1 protein-coding gene is annotated in these 3,925 nt (G+C 77.4%); it reads left to right on the top strand.

Translation table 11 applies throughout. The features are described from left to right. Positions 1–907: 907 nt before the first annotated feature. The coding region (locus D7X96_RS38680) for a hypothetical protein (RefSeq protein WP_370450230.1) at positions 908–3,925 on the top strand (3,018 nt) is incomplete at its 3' end.

The following is a 3,925-nucleotide window of genomic DNA, read 5'->3' as shown; positions in this document are numbered from 1 at the left end:
GGTGGGGGAGGCGGAGCGAGCAGCGCAGGCGGACGCGGAGCGCGCGGCGGCCGCGAACGCGGCACGAGGGGCCGCCATGGCCGCTCGGATGGCGGTGGAAGCCGCGGCGGCGGAGCGGCGTGGCGTGGGGGCTCCCGCGACGGCGGCGCGTGTGGCGGCGGAGCGTCTGGCCGCGGGCGCCCCGGCGCCGACACCCGCTCCGCTTCCGGCGGAGGCTCCACCAGAGAGCGAGACCTCGGCGCGGGCCCGTGCGGAGGCGAGCGCGCGGCCTGGACCTTCCGTGGCCCAGGCTGTCTCGGAGGCGGTGCGGGCCCGGCTGGGAACCGCCGATGCCGCACAGGCGCGGACCGGGGCGGAAGCGCCCGAGCGCGGCGGAGCCATGGTGGCCCCCACTGCCACCGCCGCCGAGCCAGCGGCGGAGTTCGTGCCCGAAGAGGCGCCCTCGACGGAGGAGGCGCGGTCAAGCGAAGCGGGTGGAAGGGCAACCCGGGGTCGAGAGCGCCGGGCCGCCGCGGGTGCGGCACCCACGGAAGGCGCGGCTCCGGACGAAGCACGAGCGGAGGCCGGGGAGGCTCCGCCGCAAGAAGCCCCACCGCTCCAGATGGCGCAGGTGGAGGACTCCGCGGCCCAGGCGGCGGAGCAGGGCACCGCGCAGACTCAGGCCGCGGGCCCCGCAGGCCTCACGGCGGCAGGGGGCGCGGGTGGAGCGGGAGGAGGCGCCGCGCCAGCGGTAGTGGCGGCTCCAGCGGGTGGAGGTGCCGCGCCAGCAGGTGAGGCAGCCTCGATGGGCGGTGCCGCGCCAGCAGGTGAGGCGGCCTCGATGGGAGGCGCTGCGCCAGCAGGTGAGGCGGCCACCATGGGCGGTGCCGAGCTATCGGGTGGGACGGCTGCCGCCGGTGGAGACGCCGTGTCCACCGCCGAGGGCGCCGCGCCCGCCGAGGCGGCACGGGACTCCGCCGGACCCATGGAGGACGAGGCCGCCGCCCCCGCCGGAGCCGAAGTGGCCGAGGCCGGAGCCGCCACCGCTCCGGAGGCAGCCGCGGCGGAGCCCATCGCTCCCGAGGAGGTCGCCGCGGCCGAAGAAGAGGGTGCGGTCGGCCAGGTCCTGCCCGAGCCCGCGCCGGAAGCCCTCCCGACGGGTTCACCCCCCGAGGTGCAACCCGGGCCCACGCCCGAGCAACTCGCCTCCGCGGGCACCTCCGCACCCGCTCCCGCGACGGAGATGGGCGGTGCGGACGGCGCGGAGTCCTCAGCCGAAGCAGGCCCGGCGCGGAGCGCGGCTCCCAGTGCCGCCGACATCCGAGCGGAGGAGGCCGCCGCGGCGGTCGAGGCCGGGCCCGAGGAGGTGGCGTCGAGCCCCATGGCCGGGCAGGCCGCGCCGGAACCGGCCGCCGCCGAGGAAGCACCCGCGCCCGCTGCCCTCGCGCCGGACGCTGGTGCCGCATCCCCTGCGCAGGGGGCCACACCATCCACCGCGGGGCTCGACCTGCCCTCCATGGGCATGGAGGCCGGCGGCGTGGCGGAGGCGGGTGGACTGGCCGAGGACCTGAGCGGTGGCGGAGAAATGGCCGCGCCGTCCGCGGGGGGCGGTGGCGGTGGCAGCGCGGTGCAGGAGCCACCGGCGCCCTCGGTGCCTGACGTATCCCAGGCGGATCCGGTGTCGGCGATGGGCGCCGTGGGCCATCTGCCGGCCGTGCAGCTCCAACAGGCCCTTGGAGGGGTGAGCGCGGCGGCGACCCGGAGCGTGCGGACGCAGCGGGACGAGCTGGCCGCGAGCCCGCCGGAGATGCAGCGTCCCACCGGAGCGCCCACTCCCGGGACCGGGTCCGAGGCCGCCGCGCCAGCGGCCCCGGCGCCCCAGGGCCGCGTGGAGCGTGCGCCGGAGGGAGCGGCGGTGCCCGTGCCCTCGCCCGCGCCGCTGCCACAGGCCCCCGTGTTGCCGACGGCGTCGGTCGCCACGCCCCAGGTGGCCGGCACGGCGGAGATCTCCGCGCAGGACGCCCAGCAGGTCGTCAGCGCCGTGCGGGGCCTGCCCACGCGAGACCCCGCGCTGGACGTCACGGTGGGGACGGCGCCGGCGCTGACCCTGGAGGGCAATGCCGATCCCGCCCGCATGCGCGAGCAGCGCGAGCGGCTGGATCAGGGAGCGGCGGAAGCCCAGGCCCAGGGCCAGCTCGACGTGGCCCGCCCCATGGGCGAGGACGCCGTGCTGCCCGACGTCCCCGAGGAGACGCTGCGGGCCCGCCCCGCTTCGGGCGGAGGTGGCGGCGCGGCGGGAGGTGGCGCCGGTGCGGCGGCCGCGGGTGGAGGCGGCGCGGCCGGAGGTGGCGGCGCGGACGACGTGGCGCTGTCCGTCATCGCCGAGCAGGAGCGCGGGGATGAGATTCGCGCGAGCGTGACGGAGGCGCGCTCGGCGCTCGGCGACCGGGTGCGGGAGCACGGCGAGCAGGTGTCGGAGGAGCGGGCGCGCTCGCAGGAGGAGATCGACGCGCTGGTGGCGGAGAACGCGGGGGCGCAGACCGACGAGCGCTCGCGCGTTCGCCGTGACGTGCAGGCCCGGCGCGACGAGTGGAGCCACGAGCAGGACGCGGCGGTGTCCCAGGCGCGCGAGGACGCGGGCGCGGTGGGAGCGCAGGGCGCGAGGGACCTGGAGCGCGAGCGGGCGGAGGCGGAGGGCGAGGCGGCGGGGCACGTGCGCCAGGGCAACACGGAGGTGTCCGAGGCGCGCCAGGATGCCGAGCGCAACGCCGCGCGGGAGCGGCGCCAGGCGGAGAACGAGTCGGGAGGCATCTTCGGGTGGCTCGGCTCGCGGGTGCGCGCGTTCTTCGATCGGGTCAAGCGCGCCATCCAGGACGGGTTCGAGCGGGCGAGGCGGCTGGTGCGCGCCGCCATCCAGCGGGCGCGCCAGCTGGCCCTGGACGCCATCGAGCGGGGCCGCCGGGCCATCGTGGGCGTCATCCGCTGGGCGGGAGACCGGCTGATCGCCATTGGCGACACGCTGCTGGCGGCGTTCCCGAGGCTGCGTGACCGCTACCGCCGCTTCATCGAGGAGCGGGTGGCGGCGGCGGAGGCCGCGGTCAACCGGCTGGCGGAGGCGCTGCGGGAGGGCGTGCAGCGCGCGCTGGACCTGCTGGGCGCGGCGCTGGAGGCGGCGCTGGGGCTGCTGGAGCGCGGGCTGCTGGCGGCGGTGGACGCGGTGAACCAGGCGGTGCAGGGGGCGCTGAACGCCGCGCGCGCGGTGGCGCAGGCGCTGGGGGCCTTCGCGCAGCTCATCCGAGACATCGCGGCCAACCCGGGGCAGTGGCTGCGCAACCTGGGTGCGTCGGTGGTGGACGGCATCCGCAACCACCTGGTGGGCGCGTTCCGTCAGGCCATCCGGCAGTGGTTCAACGAGACGGTGGAGGGGTTGCTGGGGCTGGGCTCGGCCATCCTGAATCTGTTGAGGAACGGCGGCATCACGTTCCAGCAGATCGCCCGGATGGCGTGGGAGGGGCTGAAGTCGGTCATCCCGATGCTGCTGGTGCAGCTGCTCATCGAGCGGTTGGTGTCGATGATCGTCCCGGCGGCGGCCGCGGTGCTGGCCATCATCCAGGGCCTGCAGGCGGCATGGGGGACGGTGAGCCGCATCATCCAGGCGTTCCAGCAGTTCTTCGCCTTCCTGCGGGCGGTGAAGGACGGCAACGCGGGGCCGCAGTTCGCGCAGGCGCTGGCGTCGGCGGCCATCGTGGTCATCCAGTTCGTGGCCTTCTTCCTGCTGAGGCGGCTGGTGAGGCCGGCGGCGCGAATCGGCCAGCGGCTGCGGGCGATGGCCCAGCGCATCGGCCGGATGCTGCAGCGGGCGGCGCGCACGGTGGCGAGGGGCGCGAGGGCGGCGGGCCGAGGCCTCATGCGCGGCGTACGCGCGGCGGGCCGGGCGGTGATGCGA

Origin of the sequence: Corallococcus interemptor (assembly GCF_003668875.1) — a bacterium.
In the GTDB taxonomy this organism is placed as follows: domain Bacteria; phylum Myxococcota; class Myxococcia; order Myxococcales; family Myxococcaceae; genus Corallococcus; species Corallococcus interemptor.
The sequence above is the reverse complement of the archived record's forward strand: the minus strand, read 5'-3'. Positions and strand labels throughout refer to the sequence as shown.